The sequence below is a fragment of the Thermogemmatispora tikiterensis genome, from assembly GCF_003268475.1.
Lineage (GTDB): Bacteria > Chloroflexota > Ktedonobacteria > Ktedonobacterales > Ktedonobacteraceae > Thermogemmatispora > Thermogemmatispora tikiterensis.
On record NZ_MCIF01000002.1, the window covers coordinates 4,360,965 to 4,382,340 of the forward strand.

Genomic DNA, 21,376 nt, shown 5'->3' on the forward strand with positions numbered 1-21,376 from the left:
GGGCTGGCGGTGCGGGCTTTGGCTCTGGCTCGCCCCAGCCCGGCCACCCATGAGGAGAGTTGATTGTGGCGATTATCATAAAATCAAAGGAAGAGCGCGAGCGGATTCGGGAGACGGGCCGGATTGTCGCCGCGGTTCTGGCCGAGCTACGCAGCGCCGTTCGCCCCGGGATCACTACTGGCGACCTGGACCGCCTGGCGGCGGAGGCGCTCCAGCGCTATGGAGCAAAGTCAAGCTCGCTTGGCTACCACGGCTACCCTGGCCACCTGTGTACGTCGGTCAACGATGAGGTGGTGCATGGAATCCCGGGTAAGCGCGTGCTCCAGGAAGGCGATATTATCAGCCTCGACCTCGCCGCTAACTATCAGGGCTGGCATGCCGATGCCGCTATCACCATCGGCGTGGGCGAGATTAGCCCCGAACTGAAACGCCTGCTCAAAGTGACCGAGGATGCCCTCTATCGCGGGATTGCCGCGGCTCGGGCCGGCAATCGCCTGCTGGATATCAGCCGCGCTATTCAGCAGTTCGTGGAGAGCGCCGGCTTCTCGCTGGTGCGTCAGTGGGGCGGCCACGGCGTTGGGCGCAGTATGCATGAAGATCCCCAGGTGCTGAACTACGTCGAACCTGGGCTACCCAATCCGGCTCTGCGGCCCGGGATGGTGCTGGCGATCGAGCCAATGGTCAATATGGGCGGGAAGGAGACACGCGTCCTCCCCGATCGCTGGACCGTGGTTACGGCTGATCATAGCTACTCTGCGCATTTCGAGCATACCGTTGCTATCACGGAAGGCGATGCCGAGATCTTGACTCTCTGAGAGAGTGACAAGTAGCACACAGACATAACGAGACCAACAGGGCTGGCTCGTTCCGTTTCACCACAATGAAGCAGGCGAGCAACCAAACGAACGAGCAGGCGATGACCAACAGCCAGGTGCTACAGCGAGGTGACGACTGGCTAACCCGGCCGGGCCGGGGAAGAAGAGATCCAGTTCTGGTAGAAAGAGGGTCTGCCCCTCGACTTTCCCGAAGGTTTGTGCTATAATTCGCAGTTGGTCGCAGCAGTCTTCCCTGCTGCTTTTTGCCACTCTGGAAAAGCACACAAGTCGTAGGGACAAACGACCTTCTCATAGAGAGCGAACTCGCCTTGTTTCCTCATATGTGGCGTAGTACAGGAGTGGGTGACCTGTCTATCCGCCTCCCGGCCTGGCTGGGCAGGTCCGTGGCGAGGCCCACAGCAAGGCAGGTCGGCCCGGCAGTCTCGTGTGAGGAATCCTTATCCGCCGGTCAGCCAACGAGCCAGCCACCGCCAGCAGGAAGCGAGGGAGAGGAGAGGAGAGGAAGACGGCGGCAGAGTAGAGTGGGTGAGTGAAGTGGACCGTTTGCGCACAACCTGCTGTTGGAACGCTTCGATGAGCCACTGCAACAGGTGACGACGAAAGGGTGCTATGCCGAAAAAGGATGAGATCGAGGTGGAGGGCGAGGTGACCGAAGCCCTCCCAAATGCGATGTTCAGGGTCAAGGTCGACGAGAACCATGAGGTTCTGGCCACGCTGTCGGGACGCATCCGCATGAATTTCGTGCGCATCGTCCCCGGCGACCGCGTGAAAGTGGTGCTCTCGCCCTATGACCTGACACGGGGCCGCATCACCTGGCGCGTCAAGCCCTGACCGAAGCGGCTCCCTGGATCGCCGCAGCCGCCCAGCCGCCCAGCCGCCCAGCCGCAGAGGCAGCTAAGACAGAACCGGCCTGGTTGTGGCGCCGCTTCCTACTATGGCAAGGCGAGCGAGCTATTCAGCATCAGCAGAGAGCAGACAGAGAGCAGATAGCCTTGGGCCGGAGCCTGCTATGACGTGGCTCGGCTGGCCCACAGCCCGTTGGCCCCGGCGCCTCGCTCCCATGTCACAGCTCAGATTCGTCTGTGCAGCTTCTGCATCGTCAGGGATAGCTCCCGCGCTCCCCTGCCCCTGGCCCCCGCTGCGCGTGGGGCAGGTGAAGCCAGACTGGCGGCTGCCCGTCCATGACAATCTGAGCAAGCGGACGGCTCCAGCGCCAGGCCCGGCGGGGCGAGGGCAGGAGCAGGTCGGGAGAGAGCCAGCGCCTGTGGCGCGTCGGCACTCGCCCTTTCGTCTTCAATTGCCTGCTCCAGTCAGGCTGGTCTGACTCTGCGCTGCTGCGGCCTCGTTTCTCTCGCTTGGCTCGACATGACTAGATGCTGCAGATGAGCGCTTCGGCGCAACACGACAACCTTTAACAATGGCAAAGTGAAGAGCAGAAACGAAGGAAGGAGGGAGCCGTGAAGGTACGCGCCTCGGTGAAACCACGCTGCGAGCACTGCAAGGTCATTCGCCGCAATCGCGTGGTGATCGTGATTTGTACCAAGAACCCGAAGCATAAGCAGCGTCAGGGCTAGAGCATGCTCGGGGAAGGGCTGCGCCGTAGCGGTAATGGTAGCCGACAGGCATTGGGCGGCCTGGCTGGCCTGGCTGCCGGATCAGGCTGGGCAGGCGGCGAAGAGCAGCTGACTGTTGCCCGCTTGTCCATCAGCGATCGCCGCTCTGGGCCTGTGTTGGTCTTATCTTTGTTCGTTGGTCCGTGTCGTCTCTCACGACAGGCCCGCTGACGGGAAGCCTCTCCTCCCCCGGCGAGCCTGCTGATCAACGAGCGCGCGCGGCAAGGTCTGGGAGACGGTGGAACAAGCACTACCAGTATGCTCTGTCAGTAGTGGTCAGGCACGGGACTGAGAACTGGAGTTGTCAGGCGCCTTGATCACCAGATCCCGGAAGCGATCGCGCGAATTCCCTATCAGTCAACGGTGTGAGTAGAAAAGCTCAGGCGAGGAGAAGAAAGGCGGGGCAGAGGCCAGGCCCAAGGCCCCGGCCTGTCTGATCTGGAGGAGAAGATGGCTAGAATTGCCGGAGTCGATATCCCACGCGAGAAACCGGTCGAGATCTCGCTGCGCTATATCTATGGGATTGGCCCTACGACCAGCCGGCAGATCCTGGAGAAGACCCATGTCAATCCCTCCAAGCGGGTCAAGGATCTGACCGAGGACGAGGTCAACCGTATTCGCGAGGTCATTGACCGCGAATACAAGGTCGAGGGCGATCTGCGGCGCGAGGTCGAGCAGAATATCAAGCGCCTGATTGAGATCGGCTGCTATCGCGGCCTGCGCCATCGCCGCAATCTGCCGGTGCGTGGCCAGCGAACACGAACGAATGCGCGTACTCGCCGCGGACCGCGGAAGACGGTGGCCGGCAAGAAGAAGGCTACAGCCAAGAAGTAAGCATGGCTGCCTCAGCGGCGGCTTCCTCTCTTCCTGGCCGAGCGCTCTGCTCTGGTTGTCGTCAGCTCCAGCCCTCACGGTGGCGCTGGCCAGCCGGCGGGCCGGGCGCGGGCGAGGAGAAGGGCTGAGTGAGCTGGCTGCTCGCGGTCTTTTGCGTACGCTGAACCGGTTAGCCGGTGAGTATTCCTGAAAAGCTTGAACAATAGGATAGAGCTGCAGGTAATTCCTGACAAGCAGACGTCTCATCGGAGGTAGAGAGAAAGAGAACATGGCCGAGAAAAAGAAGCAGGCGGGTAAGCCGCGCCGGCGTGAACGGAAATCGGTGCCGCGTGGCCAGGCGCACATTCAAGCGACCTTTAATAATACGATTGTGACCGTGACCGACCCGAATGGGAATGTCGTGGCCTGGAGCAGTGCCGGTTCGCAGGGCTTCAAGGGATCGCGCAAGAGCACTCCCTACGCGGCCCAGGTCGCGGCAGAGGCTGCGGCCCGGAAAGCGATGGAGCATGGCATGCGCCAGGTCGAGGTCTATGTTAAGGGGCCAGGCTCTGGCCGCGAGGCGGCGATCCGCTCGCTGCAGGCCGCCGGTCTCAACGTCGTTTCGATCACTGATGTCACGCCGATTCCGCACAATGGCTGCCGCCCGCCGAAGAGGCGTCGTGTGTAGGGGCGCTGTGCGATTGGACGTGTGAGGAGGATGAGCTAAAGATGGCACGCTATACAGGCCCTGTTTGCAAGCTGTGCAGACGTGAGGGGGTCAAGCTGTTTCTAAAGGGCGAGAAGTGCCTGACGAATTGTACCCTGGAGCGGCGCAACACCCGGCCCGGTCAACATGGAGGCAGCCGCCAGCGTAAGCTTTCGGGCTATGGAGCGCAGCTGCGCGAGAAGCAGAAGATTCGCCGCACCTACGGCGTGCTGGAGCGCCAGTTCCGCCGTCACTATAATGAGGCGCTGCGCCGTCCGGGCCGCACGGGTGAGAATCTGCTCCAGATTCTGGAGATGCGCCTGGACAATCTGGTCTATCGCCTGGGCTTTGCCGATTCGCGGGCGCAGGCGCGTCAGCTGGTCTCGCATGGCCATTTTGAGGTCAATGGCCGCAAGACGGATATCCCCTCGTTTGTGGCTAAGCCCGGGGATGTGATCACTGTGCGTGAGCGCAGTAAGAGTCTGGAGTACTTTAAGACGCGCGCGCTCCAGCTTTCGCAGAAGGCTGTGCCAGGCTGGCTCAGTCTGGACATCGCGAACATGAGCGGGCGTGTGCTCTCGCTGCCGTCGCGCACCGATCTCGAACTGCCTTTTGAAGAGCAAATGGTGGTTGAGTATTATCAGGTTCGTTAGCCAGAAGAAGCAAAGCAAAGCTGTTGTAGGCGGTGGTAGTACAAGAAAGGCAGGTTAGAACCTTGCAAGACATCACTCTGCCTTCGCGCATCAGGAATACGAAAACCCAGGGCAATTACGGGTGCTTCGACATCGAGCCGCTGGAGGCGGGGTACGGCGTCACGGTAGGCAACGCCCTGCGGCGCGTGCTCCTGTCGTCGTTGCCGGGCGCGGCGGTGACGTCGATTCGCATCGAGGGGGTGCAGCACGAGTTTCAGGATATCCCCAACGTCATGGAGGACGTGACGGATATCGTGCTCAACATCAAGAAGCTGCGGTTGCGCTGCTTCTCGGACCACCCGGTGACGATGCACCTGAACGTCTCCGGTGAGCGCGTGGTGACGGCGGCGGACATCACGGCGCCAAGCACGGTGGAGATCGTCAACCCTGATCTCTACATTGCGACGCTGGATAACGAGAATGCGCGCCTCGATATGGAGATGGTGGTCGAGACCGGGCGCGGCTATGTCCCCGCCGATTCGAAGGAGGACCAGCCGATTGGAGTCATCCCGGTCGATGCCATCTACTCCCCAGTCGAGAAAGTGAACTTCACCGTGGAGCATACGCGCGTCGGCCAGATGACCAACTATGAAAAGGTGGTCCTGGAAATCTGGACCGATGGCACGATTACGCCCGAGGAGGCTCTGCGGCAGGGGGCCGATATCCTGGTGCGTCTCTTCTCGCAGCTCGCCAACTATCATACGACCCTGACGACCGAGCAGGAGAAACCGCCGCTAAGCAGTCTGCCGATTCCTCAGAAAATCTACGATACGCCCATCGAGGAGCTTGATCTCTCGGTGCGCGCTTATAACTGCTTGAAGCGCAGCAATATTACGAAGGTCGGCCAGATCCTCTCGATGAATGAGGAAGATCTGCTGGGCGTGCGCAACTTTGGCGAGAAGAGCTTGCAGGAGTTGCGCGATCGCTTGATTGCGCGCAACTTCCTCCCGACGAATCTGCGCGCCAGCACGGTCGGGGCCGAGATGAACGGCGATCACGAAAGGGAGGGCTAGTTAAGTTGAGGCATCGTGTTGCCGGTAACAAGCTGGGAATGCCGGAGCACCGCCGTCGTGCTGTCCGCCGCAGCCTGATGGCTGGTTTGCTCCGCTACGATCGGATCAATACCACCCTGGCCCGCGCCCGCGCGATTCGCGGCGAGGTCGAGCGGCTGATCGCGACCGCCGTCGAGGGCCGCGCCGCGGCTCAGCGCCATCTGGCGCAGGTGGTTCCCGATGAGGAGAAGGCGGCCAAGCTGCTGGCCTTTGCGCGCCGTGGCCGCTTCTCGCTCCATGATGAGGTGGCGACGAACGAGGAGCGCGCGGCTATGGGCATGCCCCCGCTGACGGAGCAGGGCCGTAAGTTCTTGGAGAATAAGCTGAAGGAGCGCCGTACGGAGCTCCTGCGCATTATTCCCAAGGAAGACGAGGCGGAGCGGGCTTTGCGCGCCGCTTATGAGGCACTGGTGATTGAGCTGCGTGCCCGCCGCTATGTGCTGAGCCATCTACCCGATGAGCTGGTGGTGCGTCGCCTCTTCGATGAGCTGGTGCCCCGTTATATGGGCCGTCCCGGTGGCTATACACGCATTACGAAGCTGGGGCGGCGCAAGGGCGATGCCGCCGAGGTCGCTCAGATCGCTCTGGTCTAGGGTCTGCGGGCGGCGAGAAAGGAAGAAGAGGAGGCGGACGCCTCTGCTTTTCCCTCGGGCCTGGCGGCTCTGGCGCTACCTCGACCCCTCAGCGGGCGCGTGACTGGTCACCAGTCTCGGCCACTGGATGGGTGAACGAGCCAGGAGGGCCGGGGGCGGGCTCTCTACCTCGCTCAGCTCGCGTGAGGTAGGTAGCTCACACTCTGGAAGGGGTTGCCTGCGGTTAGGCGATGAGGCGCTAGACGGATAGGGATAGGCGGATAGACGAGATCGCATGAATATTGCCTGTGGCATTGAGTACGATGGCACGGACTATCATGGCTTCCAGCGCCAGCCGGCGGCTCACGGCCCTACGATCCAGGGGGTGCTGGAGACCGCTATCGCGCGCATTGCTGGTGAGCGGGTTGTGGTGCACGGTGCCGGGCGCACTGATGCGGGCGTTCATGCCTCGGGCCAGGTGATCAACTTCCATACGAAGGCGCGACTAGCTCCCGAGACCTGGGTGCGGGCCTTGAATGCTACCTTGCCAGCGACGGTAGTCGTGCGCTGGGCGCGTGAGGTGCCAGAGCGCTTCCATGCTCGTTTCAGCGCTATCAGTCGCTCTTATCGTTATACGATTTGGAATGATGCGATTCCGACGGCGCTCCTGGCTCGCTTCACATACCATCGCGCTCAGCCACTGGCGGTCGATCTCATGGCTGAGGCTTGCAGGTGTCTGCTGGGAACGAAGGACTTCGGGGCCTTTGGGCATAGTCCCGAGGATGCCTCTCATCCCGATGAGGCTGGCCCACATCACTGTATCCGTACGATGCTGGTGGCCTCCTGCGTCCGCCACGGCGCCTGTATCTTTTGTGACTTTACGGCCAATGCCTTTCTCACAGGCATGGTGCGCCGTATTGTGGGTACACTGCTGCTGGTCGGTCAGCGGCGGCTCAGCGTGGAGGAGTTCGCGGCTATTGTCCAGCGCGCTGACCGTTCTCATCCAGGGGTAGCGGTGCCGGCGCGTGGGCTGTGCCTGGTCGGGGTCTCCTACCCCAGGGAACTCGGCCTGCCAGGATCGTCGGCGACTACGACCACCCTGGCCTCTGCTGTTTGGCCCGCACTGGCGGGCGTTGGAGCTGAGCCAGTCTCTGATGAAGGCCCGCCAGCCTGATAAACAGGCCCGGCTCACCTGTTCCTTACTGGACTGGGCGGCAAGCGTGGAGCGCGAAGATGGACGGCTAGGGAGGAAGCACCTTGCCCCGGTGCTCCGCGCTGTGAAGCTGTGTGAGTAAGTGAGCAAGCAAGATTGCGTTTTGGGAGATGTGTCCTATGAGAAAGACTTATAGCGCCAGGGCTGCTGACCTGCGCCCGCAATGGTATGTGATTGATGCCGAGGGGCAGGTGCTGGGCCGGCTGGCGTCGCAGATCGCAACCATTCTCCGCGGCAAGCATAAACCGACGTTCACTCCACATATGCCCTGCGGCGATTATGTGATCGTGGTCAATGCCGATAAGATCGCCGTAACGCGCGGGCGCCTCGATAAGAAGGTCTACTTCCGCCATACCCAGTACCCGGGCGGCGTGAAGCTGCAGACGCTCCGCCAGGTGCTGGAGGGTCCTCACCCTGAACGCGCCTTGATTCATGCGGTGCGCGGTATGGTAATGCACAATAGCCTGGGCAACCAGTTGATGCGGCGGCTGAAGGTCTATGCTGGCCCAACCCATCCGCATCAGGCTCAAAAGCCTGTTCCCTGGCGTGGGCCACAGGCGCTGCTGGACGAGTATCTCTCGGAGCAGCCGTCGACCTCTGGCGAAAAGTAAAAGTAAATGAGGAGCTATCGCTTCTTCTCGTTGTTACTTGCTGACCTTACCGATCGAGATGAGATGAGACAAGGAAGGGAGAGGAGTACGGACCTTGGCTGAAAGCACCAAACTGGAGCTGCCTAAAGGGGAGTACTACTACGGGATGGGACGACGCAAGACGTCTGTGGCTCGCGTGCGTCTTTATCCCAATGGGAGCGGTAGAATTATTGTCAATGGGCGTGAGTTTCAGAACTACTTTGGCAACCGCGAATCGGTGGTAGCAACCGCCCTGGCGCCGCTCCGCCTGCTGGACCTGACCAGCGCTTATGATATCTCGGTGCGTGTGCTTGGCGGCGGACTGAGTGGCCAGGCCGGCGCTATTCGCCATGCTCTGGCGCGGGCTTTGCTACGCGTCAATCCCGACTGGAAGAATACCTTGCGTAAGGCTGGCTTCTTGACACGCGATCCTCGCATGAAGGAACGCAAGAAGCCAGGTCTGAAGCGCGCACGCAAGGCGCCACAGTACACCAAGCGTTAAGTCTGGCTCTGTCTGGCTCCACTCCTGCTGTTGGCTTCGCCTGCTTCTTCTATCTGCTTTTCTTAGGAGGGCAGATGGATGAATGACCACAGGCGAGGTCGGGAGAGGGGGAGAGGGAGACAAGCAAGCGAGCACCCAGTTGCTGATCCGGCCCGCCTTGCTGGCGGACGACGGGTACGGAGGCAACACAGATAAAAAAAACAGGCGTGGGGAAGATGACTACCCCGCACCTGTTTTTTTATGCGCCTGAGCCAGGTCTGCTGCCAGGTGGGTTGGTCACTGATCCCAGTGGAAGATGGCCCTAGCTGGCGCTGGCGGGGACGCTGCTGTAAACAGGTGTGCACCAGCGCGCCCGGTACTCTGGGCGCTTGCCGCGCACGACCTCGAAGTAGAGGTCCTGAAGCGCCTTGCTGATGGGGCCAATCTGGCCGCTGCCGACAGGGCGGTGATCGACCTCGACCACGGGGGCGATCTGGGCTCCTGTGCCGCAGAGGAAGATCTCCTCGGCGTTGTACAGCTCGGTGCGATCGATGCTGCGCTCGCGGGTAATGCGTCCCAGCTCGCGACGGGCCAGCTCCATTACAGTGTCGCGGGTGATCCCGAGCAGGATGTTTTCGGTGGGGGCCGGCGTGACCAGTTCGCCGTTGAGCACCAAAAAGATGTTTTCGGCGCTGCCTTCGGAGACGTGGCCCTCGTGGGTGAGCATGATGGCCTCGTCGTAGCCATTCTGCAGGGCCTCGCTTTTGGCCAGCGCTGAGTTGACATACGCGCCGCAAACTTTGGCACGCGCGGGAATGGCGTTGTCATCGATCCGCCTCCAGCTTGAGACGCAGCAGCGCAGACCAGTAGTGGCCACGTAGTCCCCGAACGGTTCCGTGGTGATCAGGAAGCTGTCGCTGATGCCATGCAGACGCACACCGATCGTTTGATCGTTCTTGTAGGCGACGGGCCGGATGTAGATGTCCTGACGCTGGTTGTTGCGCCGTACCAGCTCGACTGTGATCTCTAGCAGTTGCTCAACGGTGTAGGGCAGACTGATTTGCAGCGTTTTGCAAGAGCGTAGCAGACGCTCGTAGTGCTCGCGGGCCCGGAAGAGATAGAGCTGCTGATCCTGTTCATTCCAGTAGCCGCGGATACCCTCGAAGCAGCCAGTGCCATAGGCAAAGCCGTGCGTGCGTACAGAGATCACCCCGCGCTCGACGGGAATGAACTCACCGTTCATGAAGAGTTCCTGGGCTTCCATCGCTGTTGTGGCAGAAAGCTCCATTGCTCTCTGCCTTCCCTCCTTCTTCAGAATAAGCTCTTGCTTGGTTCTCTGTGACCTGCTCAGCCCGGCCTGGCGCAGCCCAGCCCAGCCCAGCACAGCACAGCACAGGTTCGCTCGCTGGACTGCTGAAGCGAGCCGGTCCGCGTCTGGAAAGAAAGGCAAACCAGGCCGGCGTGGCGAACTGGCAGATTGCCAGCCAGCTGGCTAGCGCTGGCTAGAGAATAGTTTTTCCCAGAGCGGAGAGCACCAGCCCGACGGCGAGCGAGGCGGTTGCGTTCTCGCGGTCCAGGATCGGGTTGACCTCGACCACATCTATGGAACAGATCTGACCGCAGGCGGCAAGCAGCTCCATTGAGAGATGGGCCTCGCGATAGCTGAGGCCGCCACGCACTGGGGTTCCTACACCGGGCGCCTCGCTGGGATCAAGGGCGTCCAGATCGAGGCTCAGATGGATACGTCTGCCATTGTGCCCGGCCACGGTGATGGCTTCTTCCATGATGGCTGAGATGCCGCGGCGGTCGATGTCGGTCATCGTAAAGACATGGATGCGATTGGCGCGCAGCAGTTCACGCTCACCGGGATCGAGGTCGCGCACGCCGACGATTGCAATGTTCTGGGGGTTGACCTTGGGAACGCGGCCAGCCAGATGGACGAGGCGCTCGTGACCCAGACCGGCCAGGGCGGCCAGCACCATACCGTGGATATTGCCAGAGGGCGTCGTCTCTGGCGTATTGAAGTCGCCGTGGGCGTCGATCCAGATAACGCCGATGTCATTGTAGAAGCTGGCAACGCCCGTAATAGAGCCAAGGGCGATACTGTGGTCTCCACCCAGCACGAGCGGCAGGTCTCCCGCTTGCAATGCCTCGCTGACGGCTGCTGCTAGCTCTTCGGCAACCTGAATAATCGGTTCCAGGTATTTGACATGTGGATCACCGGCTGGCTGGTTTTCAGGAAGGGGGACGTGCAGATTACCGATGTCTTTAACGCTGTGGCCAAGTGCACGGAGTTTCTCGTGAAGGCCGGCATAGCGGATAGCACTCACCCCGATATCCACGCCGCGTCGATCTGCCCCCAGATCCATCGGCACGCCAATCACACGAATCTGCATCTGTTCGCTTACCCTCCTGTTCGCCGTTGAACAGTGTGATCTTTTCCCTTCCATTATAGCCCTGGGCCAGGACCTTGTCCATCAGCCAATTGCTCCCAGAGTCGCGGGCCGAGGGAAGCCATTGCATACCGCTCGAACGAGACCAGCGAGGCTGAATTTGACCTGGACCTGGTGCGGGGTGAGGGCGGAGGGAAAGGGAGGTGACGGTTAGGCGAGTTGGCGGCTTGTTCCTCGCTCCTTGCCGCTGGAGCGAGGGGCGCTATACAATAGAGGCTACCTGACCTGGTGCTATTACCTCTGTCCGCCAGGTTTGCACGGTGGTGGACTGGCATTGCCAACGAGAGCAGCGGAAAGGAAGGTTCGACCTTTCTTTCTGCAAGGAAGGAGGCGCTTGTCGTGTCTCGCTGGTTGCAGTCTCTCTACGCTGGCCGCCATCAGGGAGAGGTGGCGGCTTCAACCCGGCTGCCGACAAGGAGGTCGGCTTCCTCCTGCTGGCCGAAACGCTTGTGGCCGGGCGCTGCGCTCTGGGTACTGGTGATACTGTTGGCTGCCTGCGGCGGCAGTTCTTCACCATCCTCCAACAGTCAGCAGCCGCTGGCCGCAGCGCAGCAGGTACTGATCTTCCCGAACGTGGGCACAAAGGATATTAGTACTCTTGACCCGGCCCAGGGACCGGACGCTAATTCGGCGCTGGCCGTCAGCATGCTCTACAGCGGCCTGGTTCGTACGACCGCCGATTTGAGCGTGGTGCCCGATCAGGCGACCTGGCAGGTCTCGCCCGATCAACGGGTTTACACTTTCCACCTCAAGCCTGGTATTACCTTCTCCGATGGGACGCCGATCACCGCCCAGACCTATGTCTTTACGCTGACGCGGCAGCTCCTGCCGGAAGTCAAGTCGCCGATCGCCTCCTTCTTTGAGGGCTTTATCGAAGGCGCGGCGGAGGTGGCCGCCGGCAAAAGCCGGACGCTGAGCGGGGTCCGGGCGCTGGATAATCAGACGCTGCAGATCACGCTGACCCGGCCTACTCCTTTCTTTCTGGAGGTGCTGACCAATCCGCTCTTTGATCCCTTGAATCCTGCTCTGATCCAAAAGTATGGTCAGGTCAATTGGGCAAGCCAGGCGGCGGGCAATGCCATTGGCTCGGGGCCATTCATGGTCAAGAGCTGGCTCCATGCTGTCAAGATGGTTCTGGTGCCCAATCCTCACTACTATGGTCCGAGGCCACGGCTGCGCGAGGTCGATATGCTCTTTGTGAGCGATCCGGCCACGGCCTTTAAAGCCTATGAAGCGCATCAGTACAGCTTTATCTGGAATATTCCACCCGACGAGCTGGTGCGTGCTCGTCAGATGCCGGGCTTCATCCAGCGTGCGCTGCTGCAGACCGATCTGCTCTTCTTCTATACACGCAAGCCGCCTTTCGATAAGACCGCGGTGCGGCAGGCTTTTGCCTATGCCATTGATAAGAAGACGCTGGCGCACGCTATCTTTAAAGATGCGGTGCTGCCGGCCAATACTATTATTCCTCCTGGCATGCCGGGTTACCAGGCCAATTACGCCGGCATTCCCTATGATCGGGCCGAAGCGCGTCGTCTGCTGCAGTCGGTTTATCCCGATATCCGTACAATGCCACCTGTGGTCTTCACCTACCCCTCATCTCAGGTCTCGCAGAGCGAGGCGGCGGCCTTGCAGCAGATGTGGCAGAGCGCCCTCGGCCTCCAGGTCAGGCTACAGGGTATGGACTTGACGACCTACAACGATGAGCTGTCGAAGCATCTGGTGCAGATGGGTTTTATTCAGTGGACCGCGGATTTCCCCGATCCCTACGACTGGCTGACCCTTAACCTCACCAGTGGCTCCCCCAATAACAACGGTGAGTGGAGCAATCCGCAGTTTGATCGGCTGGTGGCGCAGGCCGATCAGGAAAGCGGGGAGGCGCGTTTGCGTACCTACAATGAGGCGGAGCGTGTGGCAATCGAAGATGTGGGGTGGTTGCCGCTGGACCATCAGGCGCTGGCGGCGGTCATTCCGCCCTGGCTGCATGGCGTGACGCTCAACGGCCTGGGCCTCTACTTTGGCGATTGGTCGGCTGTCTATCTGCTCCAGCATTAGAAGGTGCCGACCAGGCCAGGGTGGGTAGAACCTGAGCAAGAGCCAGCGCGGCAGTCACCGTCTTGAAGGCCGCCACGCTGCGATGGTATAATAGAGCTACAACGTTCATCATCGTGCTTATATGCTTGAACGCAAGCAGGGCGCATCGCCCGCCAATCGTGTCGCCCGCCGCCCTCGGCGGGCTTTATTGTGTGGCAGTCGGGGGCTGTCTCGACTCCTGTCCTACAACCTGCAGGGATCTGTCGATCCCGGTCGATCTGAGTCGGCCCGAGTCGGGTTGTCAAGGCTCCCTTTGGAGAACCTCTTGTTCTCCCGCTGCCGGGGGGCGGGAAGCGAAGACGCTTCCATGCGAGGCATGTCTTGTTAGTATGCAGCGAGGCATACGGGCCTGGCCTGGACGAGGTAGGTCGCTGTGAATGGCATGGAGGGACGGAAGGGAAGATGCCCGGCGCAGCGCGGGCAGGCTGGCTAGTCTGACTGACGAGCCGCGGTCTCTCTCCTGGTCAGGTGCATTTCAGAGGAGGTTCTAGACTCGATGGCTGTTGATATCCTCAATCCCTATGAAGTAGCGGTCGCTCAGTTTGATGAAGCAGCCGAAATGCTTGGCCTCTCGCAGGCCATGCGCGCCATTCTGCGTAAGCCCAAACGAGAACTCATCGTCAATTTCCCCGTGCGCATGGATAACGGCGACGTGCAGATGTTCACTGGCTACCGTGTGCAGCACAACATCAATCGTGGCCCGGCGAAAGGCGGCATTCGCTTCAGTCCTGATGTCTCTCTGGATGAGGTGCGAGCCCTGGCCATGTGGATGACGTGGAAGTGTGCGGTGGTGGGCATCCCCTTTGGCGGCGCCAAGGGGGGAGTAGTCTGTGATCCGCATAAGCTCTCGCGCAACGAGCTGGAGCGGCTCACGAGGCGCTACGCAACCGAGATCTCCATCCTGATTGGTCCCAATAGCGATATTCCAGCCCCCGACATGAACACGAACCCGCAGATTATGGCCTGGATCATGGATACCTATTCCATGCATCGCGGCTATTCGGTCCCCGAGGTCGTCACAGGGAAGCCGCTTTCGATCGGCGGTAGCGAGGGGCGCCTGGAAGCGACAGCGCGCGGCGTGCAGGTGGTGACGTGCGAGGCCCTGCTGAGTCTGGGCATGCAGGTAGAAGGGGCCAGGGTCGTCATCCAGGGCTTTGGCAACGTGGGAGGCAATTCGGCCCGCCTGCTGCAGTCTCTCGGCTGCAAGATTGTCGGCCTGAGCGACATCAGCGGCGGCGTCTATAATCCCAACGGTATTGATGTCATGCGCGCGCTGCGTTACTCGCAGGAACATGGTGGTCTGCGCGGCCTGCCCGACAGTGAGCAGGTGACCAATCAGGAGCTGTTGGAACTGCCCTGCGATGTCCTGATCCCGGCGGCCTTGGAAAATCAGCTAACGGCTCAGAACGCCTCGCGTGTCAAAGCGCGTCTGATCGTTGAGGCTGCCAATGGACCGACGACGCCCGAGGCCGACCGCATCTTCCAGGACCGCGGCATCACGGTGGTACCCGATATCCTGGCCAATGCTGGCGGTGTGACTGTCAGCTATTTCGAATGGGTCCAGGACTTGCAGCGCTTCTTCTGGTCGGAGGACGAGATCAATCAGCGCCTGGAGCGGATCATGGTGCGTTCGTTCCAGGCAGTGCAAGACCGGGCTGAGCGCCAGCGCACCAGCCTGCGCATGGGGGCCTACTTGCTGGCTGTGGCGCGCGTCGCCGAGGCCACCGAAGCACGTGGTATCTATCCCTGAGCTGGAGGGGCAGGAGGGACCCTTGGGTCTGGCTGACTAGCTGGCTGGGTGACTAACTAACTGACTGGCCAGCTCGTCCGTTCGATCCTGGCAACTCAGACTGAGGGTGAGGGTGCGATAGCAAGAATCTTGAGCGTGATCTCGCGCGTGCTCTCGCCCTCCTGGGGACTCCAGGCTGGTTCAATGCGGAAAATCACGTCGACGTGTGAAGCGCCGTTGAGAGCGCTCATGTGGGCAGCTCCACGCACGAAAGTCCCCATGACCTGCACATTGCCGATGCCGAGGCGCACGCGCAAGTTGCGTCCTGCCGGCCCACTGCTCCAGTAGTTGAGCAGGCGCATTTTCTCGGCTTTGAAGACCGGTTCAGGATTAGCGGCTCCGAAAGGACTGAGCTGACGGATGCGACTGTAGGTTTGATACTGGAAATATTCAGGACGGCGCAGCACCAGATCGACCATGAGGGTATTGGCAGGGGGCAGGATCACACTTTCCTGCTCACCGGGCGAGGCGCTGGCCTCGATCGGTAGCAGCGCTGGCTCCGCGCCATTACCCTGGCTATCGTGCCAGCTCAACAGATGCTGATGCAGTTCTGCAACGTAGTGATTGGCGATGGTAAAGCCAGCCGCCTGAGCATGACCGCCGTAGCGCTCGAACAAATGGGCGCAGCCGCGCAGAGCGGCGATCATATTGAAGCCCTCGCGACTCCGCGCTGAGCCGCGGCTGAAGTCTTTGCCACGGCTCAAGACCAGCACAGGGCGGCGAATCTCCTCGGCCAGCTTGCTGGCCACCAGACCGATGATTCCTTCGGGCCAGTTATCGCCACTGACCAGCACCACGGCGTCGTCCGGGTGGCGTGAGGCCTCCTCGCGCGCCAGATTCATCAGCTCCTCTGTCTGGACCTGGCGCAGGTGATTCAGGCGCTCCAGGTGGGCGGCATAGCTCTGAGCTTCAGCTGGGTCGTCCGTCATCAGCAGCTCGCAGGCCAGGCGCGCATCTTCCATACGTCCGGCGGCGTTGAGGCGTGGCCCCAACACAAAGGCCACGTCGCGCTCGCGCAGCTGGCCAGGCTGCAGTCCGGCGCTCTGCATCAAGGCCAGCAAGCCCGGGCTGGTGGTCTGATTCAAGCGTTCCAGACCCAGCCGTACCAGTGTGTGATTCTCGCCAAGCAGCTCCGCCACATCGGCGATCGTGCCGATGGCCACCAGATCGAGCAGGGCCAGCTCTTCCTCGCGCGGTAGACCAAAAGAGCGGTAGAGCGCCTGCACCAGCTTAAAGGCCACCCCGACCCCACACAGCACTCGTTCGGGATACGTCGAGTCGGGACGCCACGGGTTGACCAGAGCGTAGGCTGGTGGCAGCTCATCCGGGGGACGATGGTGATCGGTAATAATCACCTCGATGCCAAGCGTTTCGTGGGCATAACGCACCTGGGCCACGTCTGAGCTGGCGCAATCGGTAGTAATAAGCAACGACGTGCCCTGGCGCTTGAGCCAGTCGAGGGCCCCGACGTTGAGACCGCACCCCTCATCGATGCGCGACGGAATATAGTAATCGAGGGGGGCCTCGGCACGCTTCAACCGGCGCAAAGCCCGCATCAGGAGAGCTGTGGCAGTCACCCCATCGGCATCGAAGTCGCCGTAGACCGTGATATGCTCGCCAGCCAGCAGCGCGCGGCGAATGCGCTCCAGAGCGCGCGGCAGATCGATCAAAGTCAGGGGATCAGGTGTCTGCTCGTAGCGCGCCTCCAGAAAGGCTTTCATCTCCTCTGGTGTGCGCAGGCCCCGATTATAAAGCAGCTGGGCATGCAAAGGCTCGATGCCCGCCGCGCGGAAGCGCCGAAACTGACTGGCGCTCAACAGCTCACAGACACGCCAGCTTAGGGGCGATGCTCTCTCCGGCTCCACAGGTGTATCCTTCTTCTGCTCGCAGCTAGTCTTCGTCGGGAAGCAGACATAGAAAGACCTCGTTGCCTAGCAGGCGCCCGCGTTTGCTCAGGCGCAGCCAGGTTCCATCGTACTCCAACAGACCGGCCTCAGAGACATGTCGTAAGCGCTGCCCGGCAAACTGCCAGAAATCCAGGCCGAAGCGCTCGCGGAAAGACGGCAAATGCAGGCCGCGGGCGGTGCGCAGAGCCAGAATGGCCGTCTCGGCCATCTGCGTCTCGAAAGAGAGCGTCTCGCTCTCCGCCTCTGGACGTTGACGGGAGGCAAGGAGACGCAGATACTGGCGTGGCTCGCGCACATTGGAAAAGCGCCGTCCAGCGAAGCAGGAATGGGCGCCGGCGCCCAGGCCCAGGTAAGGGAGATTGAGCCAGTAAGTCAGATTATGACGGCACTCGTGGCCGGGGCGCGCCCAGTTCGAGATCTCGTAATTCGCATAGCCTGCCTCCTGTAGCAGCGCGTCGGCATACTCGTACATCTCAGCGCAGAGATCCTCATCGGCGGGAACCAGTCGCCCCTCTTGCACCCAGGTAAAGAAGGGCGTTCCCTCCTCCACAATCAACGAATAGAGCGAAAGATGATCAGGACCCAGCTCAAGCGCGCGCAGCAGAGTCTCGCGCCATTGAGTCATCGTCTGCTCTGGCAGGCCGAACATCAAGTCCAGATTGAGGGAATCGAAGCCGGCGCTGCGTGCCGCTCGCACGGCCTGCGCTACATCCTCGGGAGAGTGGGTGCGTCCAAGGAGCTTCAGCAAGTGAGGATCGAAGCTCTGCGCCCCCAGGCTCAGACGATTCACTCCCGCTGCGCGCAGGGCCTGCAAATGCGCGCGGGACAGCCTGCCTGGATTGGCTTCCAGCGAGATTTCCACTTCTGGATCAACGGCAAAGGCTGCTCGGCAGGCATCTAGCAGGCGGCGAATCTGCTCAGCGCTCAGGAGGCTGGGGGTACCGCCACCGAAGTAGATAGTGCGAGCGCGGCGCGGGGCGCCTGCGGCAGTGCGGGCCATTTCTCCTGCCAGCTCGATCTCGGTCAACAAGGCGCGCACGTATGGCTCGCGCAGCGACAGCAGGCCCGCATACGTGTTGAAATCACAATAGTAGCAGCGCGTATGGCAGAAAGGGACATGCAAGTAAAGTGAAACGCTCTCTAGCAAAGCTGAGAGCGGCTCATCGAAGAACACTGTGTAAGGAGCGCTGCTGAGAGTAGTTGACATACTTTCCTGCCTACTTGAGAGAGAAAGAGCGAGACAAGGATAGCCATTGCCCTGCCACGCTCCTGCTTGCCCCACCGTTGAGGGAAGGAGTGGGAAGGAGCTGGCGGCCTTATCCTCCCTGCCTGGCGGCCTGAGTTGAGCCAGGCCGAGGAGCAGGGGCCGAAGCTGGCCAGCTCCCTCCCTCACTAGATGATACAGCCTCTGGGGCGACTACTGGTTCGGTGCCGTCAAGCCGCCGCTGTTCTGAGAAGGACCGCTCACAGGCAGCTCAGTCGGCATATTGATTGGATCAAAGAGCCGATTCTGATCGGCGGGTGTGATATGCGTCGTTGGCAAAGCTCGGATCTCAAGAGACCAGTCGGAGAGAGCATTATCCTTCAGGGTCTGGAGTGTACTTTGGTCCAGGGGACGAGACGGATCGATCCCGAGGATCTGGACGATGTGATAAGCGCCATTCTCCATAATGATCGGGCTGATCTCGTTGATCGTCCGGGCGGGGTCAAAGAGCCAGTTATCCACGTAGGCCTGGCCCTCCTGGTGGGCATACTGGCCGCGAGCCAGCCAACCGAGGTAACCGCCCTTTGTATTCGTCGTCGTATCGACCGACTTCTGACGAGCCAGGGTGGCGAAATCGGCGCCCTTCTTCAGCTGATCCAGAATCTTCTGTGCGTCGGCCTTGGTACTGAGCGTCATCGTACGAGCCAGCACCTGGTAGGTGGGCGACTTAATCTGCGAGGCCAGGTAATTCTGCATATTGTCGCGGCGCAGCTTCAGGGCCATCATCTCGTGCATATCGGCATCAGTGACGCCGTCCTGCGCGAGCATCTGCTGATAGGTGCGCGCATATTGGCCCGATTTTGGCATATTGGCCTTCAGGTCGTTGAGCGCGCGCTCGACCTGAGCGGGGGTCGGCTCGATGCGGGCGCGGACCGAAGCGGGCTGCGTCTGAAGCCATTCGCGGATCAGTTCATCATCCTGGAGCCAGGTCGCGCTATCGTTGCCGATCTGGGATTGTGTGAAAGGACCTTCCTGCTCGAAAGGAATGGTATTTTGGGTCAGATTGTTCAGCTGAGACTGCAGCTTATCGTGCTGCGACTGAGCGTTGGCGTAGGTCTGCTTGGCGGCGTTCAGCTCCTTGGTGAGCTGGGTGCGCTGGGGGCTGGGACCAGCGGGTAGCTTGCTGAGCTGTTGATTGAGATCGTCGATCTGCTTGGAGGCGTTATTCATCGCCTGCTGTTGCTGGGCGACGGCCTTTTCGAGGTTCGTGCGCTGGGCGAAGAGGCCATTGGGCCCGTAGAGCTTATTGATCTCCAGCTGTGTCTGCAGGACCACCAGCTTGTGGTACTCGGACTGGGGGATGTCGTGGCCATTGACCGACGTGATCGGCAGACTTGGCACAATCACGTTGATGTTGATCCAGAAACCGATGAGAACGCCGACGATGGTTAACAAGATAAGGATGGTGAGGGCCCAGGTAGCCCGAACGCGGATACGGTTTTTCTCGCTCTGAGAGAGGTGGCTGCCCCAACCGAAGATCAGGGGTTTGCCATCTCGTCGGGCTGCCACAAGGGCAGTCTGGCGGACATAGCGCCGGGGCTTGGCCTTCTCCGGGCGGCTTGCTCGCGTTGACCGCTGGTTTTGGGGTGCACGCGCTGTTTGACTCGTCATAGTGGAAGAACCCTTTCCTGCCTTCAGCAATGGCTGCTCATGGCTCCATGATACACAGGAATGGCCTATGAGACAAGAGGGCAAGCGTCGACCAACGTCAGAACAAGCCAGGGAGACGAGCGAGCAATCCATGTACTGCTCTCCTGGCCTAGAAAAGAAGGAGGCGTGCGTGGAGCCATAGCTCATCTCTTACCTGTTCTGACCTGGCCTGCTCGGCCTGATGGATGAGCCAGTTCCTCCTTGTGTTACAGGCTCTCCTCCAGCAGAGGCCGGCCTGATTACGCTGGCCTCTGTCAGTCTCTTCTCTTCTCTTCTCTTCTCTTCCCTGCTGGCCTGGTCTACTATCCCAGCCTGATCATCTGTGGTGTGGCCAGAGCCAAGCGAAGACCGAACAGAGATCAGCTGCTGGGACTCCTGCCCGTAGCAGGAGCGGGTGAGAGATGGAGGCGCAGGCGGCACAAAACGCTGCAGAGCGGGACATCACAGGAGTGGCTGCTTCTGGCCTGTGAGGGCGATTCCTGTCCCGTCCCTCGTCTCCCTTAATGTGTGCCTGGGTGCCTCCACCTCTCTTCTTCTTGCCTGTCTGTCTGTCTGTCTGTCTATCTGTCTATCTGTCTGCCGCCCGGGCGAGCGGCGCAGCCGTTGCCATTGCCGGCAGCGAAGCGTGCCTCTTGTGCTAAGCTGAGCTGAAGATCTAGCTTGCCGCTACATGCTGCGCATATGCTCTGCGGTATAGGGCAGCAGGGCCATAAAACGGGCCTGCTTGAGCGCGCGGCTCAGTGCGCGCTGGTGCTTGGCGCAAGTGCCTGTCTTGCGGCGAGGCTCGATCTTGCCGCGATCGGAGATGTAGCGTTTCAGAAAGCGGGCGGCATCTTTATAATCGATCTCCCGCACGCGGTCGTGGCAGAACTGGCAGACCTTGCGCCGGGGGCCACGGACGCCCTCGCGGCGGCCCTGGCGAGCAGTGGTCTGGGGCTGAGCGGGCGCCTGGCCCTGGTTTTGGCCCTGGCCTGGGGCTTGAGCGCTGGCGCTGCCGGCTGGCGTTGACTGGCCCTGGCTCTGAGTAGCCTGCTGGGCGGCTGATGCTGTTGGCTGATTGGCCGCTTCGTTACGTTTTTGCACGGACTGTCCTCTCCTCCTTCGAACACACGACAGGGTACGTCTCGTTGAGAGGGCGATTCGCCAGCTCTGCTGCCTGGTGGCAATTAGAAGGGCTGAGAATCGTCCAGATCTTCAAGGAAATCGCCGCTATCGGTCGGGAACTCATCCGAGACATCGGCCTCTTGTGGCTTAGGCGAGAGGAAGCGCAGATCAGTAGCGATCACGTCGAAAGCGGTGCGTTCGACACCGTTCTTATCGGTATACTTGCGCTGTGCGACCCGCCCTTCCACATAGACCTTGCTGCCTTTGCGCAGGTACTGATAGCAGCGCTCGGCCAGCGAGCGCCAGGCGACCACGTTGAACCATTCAGTTTCCTCGCGCTTCTCGCCGCTGGGGGTCTTATAGGTACGGCTGACTGCCAGCGAAAAGCGAGTGACAGCTGTCCCATTATCGGTATAGGACATTTCCGGATTACGGCCCAGGTTGCCGATCAGCATGATTTTGTTCAGCATCGCTTAGATCCTTTCGTCGCACTGGGAGACGCCGCACC

20 protein-coding genes and 1 pseudogene are annotated in these 21,376 nt (G+C 60.8%); 13 read left to right on the forward strand and 8 right to left on the reverse strand.

Features of this window, described 5'->3' with window-relative positions:
- Positions 1 to 65 precede the first annotated feature (65 nt).
- Positions 66 to 815: a type I methionyl aminopeptidase gene (gene map / locus A4R35_RS17445; RefSeq protein ID WP_112434281.1), complete on the forward strand. Its 750-nt coding sequence runs from the start codon at positions 66 to 68 to the stop codon at positions 813 to 815.
- 630 nt (positions 816 to 1,445) lie between these two features.
- Complete coding sequence (gene infA, locus A4R35_RS17450) at positions 1,446 to 1,667, forward strand: translation initiation factor IF-1 (RefSeq protein WP_112431578.1); 222 nt, start codon at positions 1,446 to 1,448, stop codon at positions 1,665 to 1,667.
- Positions 1,668 to 1,935: 268 nt separating this feature from the next.
- Here the strand turns inward: infA and A4R35_RS17455 are convergent, their stop codons facing one another.
- The gene (locus tag A4R35_RS17455) at positions 1,936 to 2,133 is read right to left on the reverse strand and encodes a hypothetical protein (RefSeq protein ID WP_112431580.1); all 198 of its coding nucleotides are present in this window, start codon (positions 2,131 to 2,133) and stop codon (positions 1,936 to 1,938) included.
- Positions 2,134 to 2,293: 160 nt separating this feature from the next.
- On the opposite strand from A4R35_RS17455, the gene rpmJ reads away from it, so the two are divergent.
- The 9 genes from rpmJ to rpsI all read left to right on the forward strand — a co-directional run bounded on the left by rpmJ (position 2,294) and on the right by rpsI (position 8,628).
- Positions 2,294 to 2,410, forward strand: a complete 117-nt coding sequence (rpmJ, locus tag A4R35_RS17460) for a 50S ribosomal protein L36 (protein WP_112431582.1) — start codon at positions 2,294 to 2,296, stop codon at positions 2,408 to 2,410.
- A 489-nt stretch (positions 2,411 to 2,899) separates the two neighbouring features.
- Positions 2,900 to 3,283: a 30S ribosomal protein S13 gene (gene rpsM, locus A4R35_RS17470; protein WP_112431586.1), complete on the forward strand. Its 384-nt coding sequence runs from the start codon at positions 2,900 to 2,902 to the stop codon at positions 3,281 to 3,283.
- Between the two features lie 268 nt (positions 3,284 to 3,551).
- Positions 3,552 to 3,950: a 30S ribosomal protein S11 gene (gene rpsK / locus A4R35_RS17475; RefSeq protein WP_112431588.1), complete on the forward strand. Its 399-nt coding sequence runs from the start codon at positions 3,552 to 3,554 to the stop codon at positions 3,948 to 3,950.
- A 41-nt stretch (positions 3,951 to 3,991) separates the two neighbouring features.
- A complete protein-coding gene (gene rpsD / locus A4R35_RS17480) occupies positions 3,992 to 4,621 on the forward strand; it encodes a 30S ribosomal protein S4 (RefSeq protein WP_112431590.1) in 630 nt (209 codons plus the stop codon).
- 62 nt (positions 4,622 to 4,683) lie between these two features.
- A complete protein-coding gene (locus A4R35_RS17485) occupies positions 4,684 to 5,673 on the forward strand; it encodes a DNA-directed RNA polymerase subunit alpha (protein WP_112431592.1) in 990 nt (329 codons plus the stop codon).
- A gap of 5 nt (positions 5,674 to 5,678) precedes the next feature.
- A complete protein-coding gene (locus A4R35_RS17490) occupies positions 5,679 to 6,305 on the forward strand; it encodes a bL17 family ribosomal protein (RefSeq protein WP_189361975.1) in 627 nt (208 codons plus the stop codon).
- A 274-nt stretch (positions 6,306 to 6,579) separates the two neighbouring features.
- The gene (gene truA / locus A4R35_RS17495) at positions 6,580 to 7,458 is read left to right on the forward strand and encodes a tRNA pseudouridine(38-40) synthase TruA (protein WP_112431594.1); all 879 of its coding nucleotides are present in this window, start codon (positions 6,580 to 6,582) and stop codon (positions 7,456 to 7,458) included.
- Between the two features lie 158 nt (positions 7,459 to 7,616).
- Positions 7,617 to 8,108, forward strand: coding sequence for a 50S ribosomal protein L13 (gene rplM, locus A4R35_RS17500; RefSeq protein WP_112431596.1), 492 nt, complete (start codon positions 7,617 to 7,619; stop codon positions 8,106 to 8,108).
- Positions 8,109 to 8,253: 145 nt separating this feature from the next.
- A complete protein-coding gene (gene rpsI, locus A4R35_RS17505) occupies positions 8,254 to 8,628 on the forward strand; it encodes a 30S ribosomal protein S9 (protein WP_112434285.1) in 375 nt (124 codons plus the stop codon).
- Between the two features lie 301 nt (positions 8,629 to 8,929).
- Here the strand turns inward: rpsI and A4R35_RS17510 are convergent, their stop codons facing one another.
- Positions 8,930 to 9,895 (reverse strand): branched-chain amino acid transaminase, encoded by a 966-nt coding sequence (locus A4R35_RS17510; protein ID WP_223258381.1) that lies wholly within the window; start codon positions 9,893 to 9,895, stop codon positions 8,930 to 8,932.
- Positions 9,896 to 10,109: 214 nt separating this feature from the next.
- Positions 10,110 to 11,003: an arginase gene (rocF, locus tag A4R35_RS17515; protein WP_112431598.1), complete on the reverse strand. Its 894-nt coding sequence runs from the start codon at positions 11,001 to 11,003 to the stop codon at positions 10,110 to 10,112.
- A gap of 396 nt (positions 11,004 to 11,399) precedes the next feature.
- Here rocF and A4R35_RS17520 point away from each other — a divergent pair, with 396 nt between their 5' ends.
- Together A4R35_RS17520 and A4R35_RS17525 are read left to right on the forward strand one after the other, a co-directional pair.
- Positions 11,400 to 13,115, forward strand: coding sequence for a peptide ABC transporter substrate-binding protein (locus tag A4R35_RS17520; RefSeq protein ID WP_223258382.1), 1,716 nt, complete (start codon positions 11,400 to 11,402; stop codon positions 13,113 to 13,115).
- A gap of 535 nt (positions 13,116 to 13,650) precedes the next feature.
- Positions 13,651 to 14,904, forward strand: a complete 1,254-nt coding sequence (locus tag A4R35_RS17525) for a Glu/Leu/Phe/Val family dehydrogenase (RefSeq protein ID WP_112431602.1) — start codon at positions 13,651 to 13,653, stop codon at positions 14,902 to 14,904.
- Between the two features lie 95 nt (positions 14,905 to 14,999).
- Here the strand turns inward: A4R35_RS17525 and recJ are convergent, their stop codons facing one another.
- The 5 genes and pseudogenes from recJ to A4R35_RS17550 all read right to left on the reverse strand — a co-directional run bounded on the left by recJ (position 15,000) and on the right by A4R35_RS17550 (position 21,338).
- Complete coding sequence (recJ, locus tag A4R35_RS17530; RefSeq protein ID WP_112431604.1) at positions 15,000 to 16,808, reverse strand: single-stranded-DNA-specific exonuclease RecJ; 1,809 nt, start codon at positions 16,806 to 16,808, stop codon at positions 15,000 to 15,002.
- A 25-nt stretch (positions 16,809 to 16,833) separates the two neighbouring features.
- The gene (hemW, locus tag A4R35_RS17535; protein WP_112431606.1) at positions 16,834 to 18,057 is read right to left on the reverse strand and encodes a radical SAM family heme chaperone HemW; all 1,224 of its coding nucleotides are present in this window, start codon (positions 18,055 to 18,057) and stop codon (positions 16,834 to 16,836) included.
- A gap of 210 nt (positions 18,058 to 18,267) precedes the next feature.
- On the reverse strand, positions 18,268 to 19,725 hold the full coding sequence (locus A4R35_RS17540; protein WP_189361977.1) for a peptidylprolyl isomerase: 1,458 nt from the start codon (positions 19,723 to 19,725) through the stop codon (positions 18,268 to 18,270).
- Between the two features lie 714 nt (positions 19,726 to 20,439).
- Positions 20,440 to 20,703, reverse strand: a pseudogene (rpsR, locus tag A4R35_RS24770) (30S ribosomal protein S18); the annotation flags it as partial.
- 227 nt (positions 20,704 to 20,930) lie between these two features.
- A complete protein-coding gene (locus A4R35_RS17550; RefSeq protein ID WP_223258383.1) occupies positions 20,931 to 21,338 on the reverse strand; it encodes a single-stranded DNA-binding protein in 408 nt (135 codons plus the stop codon).
- Positions 21,339 to 21,376: the final 38 nt, after the last annotated feature.

Coding starts and splice junctions, on each gene's coding strand:
- rpsD (WP_112431590.1), top strand. CDS start 3,992: ATGGCACGCTATACAGGCCCTGTTTGCAAGCTGTGCAGACGTGAGGGG.
- rpsM (WP_112431586.1), top strand. CDS start 2,900: ATGGCTAGAATTGCCGGAGTCGATATCCCACGCGAGAAACCGGTCGAG.
- rplM (WP_112431596.1), top strand. CDS start 7,617: ATGAGAAAGACTTATAGCGCCAGGGCTGCTGACCTGCGCCCGCAATGG.
- rpsI (WP_112434285.1), top strand. CDS start 8,254: ATGGGACGACGCAAGACGTCTGTGGCTCGCGTGCGTCTTTATCCCAAT.
- A4R35_RS17510 (WP_223258381.1), bottom strand. CDS start 9,895: ATGGAGCTTTCTGCCACAACAGCGATGGAAGCCCAGGAACTCTTCATG.
- infA (WP_112431578.1), top strand. CDS start 1,446: ATGCCGAAAAAGGATGAGATCGAGGTGGAGGGCGAGGTGACCGAAGCC.
- A4R35_RS17550 (WP_223258383.1), bottom strand. CDS start 21,338: ATGCTGAACAAAATCATGCTGATCGGCAACCTGGGCCGTAATCCGGAA.
- hemW (WP_112431606.1), bottom strand. CDS start 18,057: ATGTCAACTACTCTCAGCAGCGCTCCTTACACAGTGTTCTTCGATGAG.
- rpsK (WP_112431588.1), top strand. CDS start 3,552: ATGGCCGAGAAAAAGAAGCAGGCGGGTAAGCCGCGCCGGCGTGAACGG.
- A4R35_RS17540 (WP_189361977.1), bottom strand. CDS start 19,725: ATGACGAGTCAAACAGCGCGTGCACCCCAAAACCAGCGGTCAACGCGA.
- truA (WP_112431594.1), top strand. CDS start 6,580: ATGAATATTGCCTGTGGCATTGAGTACGATGGCACGGACTATCATGGC.
- A4R35_RS17525 (WP_112431602.1), top strand. CDS start 13,651: ATGGCTGTTGATATCCTCAATCCCTATGAAGTAGCGGTCGCTCAGTTT.
- rocF (WP_112431598.1), bottom strand. CDS start 11,003: ATGCAGATTCGTGTGATTGGCGTGCCGATGGATCTGGGGGCAGATCGA.